Genomic DNA, 526 nt, shown 5'->3' on the forward strand with positions numbered 1-526 from the left:
CATTACCGCCAAAGGCATGCCACAGGTTAACACGGGCCCATGTGGTCAGCTGATACCGGTTGGCAAGCTCCCAGTTCTTGCTCAAACGGGCACCCAGACGGGTGTAAAGCGTGTTGGTATCGCCATAGAGAACACGGCCATAGTTATCATGGCTGTTATCCAGTGAGACGTACTGGTAGATCAGCTGTGCCTGTGGCTCAATTGACCAGCCCTGACCAAGGGCAATCGGGTAACCACCTTCAAGAGAGGCTGTGAACGCGAAGCCGTTGGTCTTCATCTGGCTGCCTTCAACAGAAGTGCCCTTCACATCGTCAAAGAGTGTGCCCTGTGCAACGGCATCAATGTACCAGCCTGAAGCACCTTTACGTGTCCAGTAAGCACCAAGGGAGTAGGCGTCCATTGTCATGGTTCCGGCCTTGCCGCCATAGACCTGCTGGATATTGCTGTCGATGTTGCCATAGCCGACATAGAGACCGGCGATATCACGCATGCCATCGGCATATTCCCTGCGGTAGATATCCATACC

1 protein-coding gene is annotated in these 526 nt (G+C 54.0%); it reads right to left on the reverse strand.

Annotated features, from left to right (window positions below; genetic code table 11):
- On the reverse strand, positions 1–526 hold a 526-nt coding region (locus WJT86_RS12275), incomplete at both ends, for an autotransporter outer membrane beta-barrel domain-containing protein (RefSeq protein WP_346337885.1).

It is taken from the genome of Hohaiivirga grylli, assembly GCF_039655745.1.
In the GTDB taxonomy this organism is placed as follows: domain Bacteria; phylum Pseudomonadota; class Alphaproteobacteria; order Rhizobiales; family Beijerinckiaceae; genus Hohaiivirga; species Hohaiivirga grylli.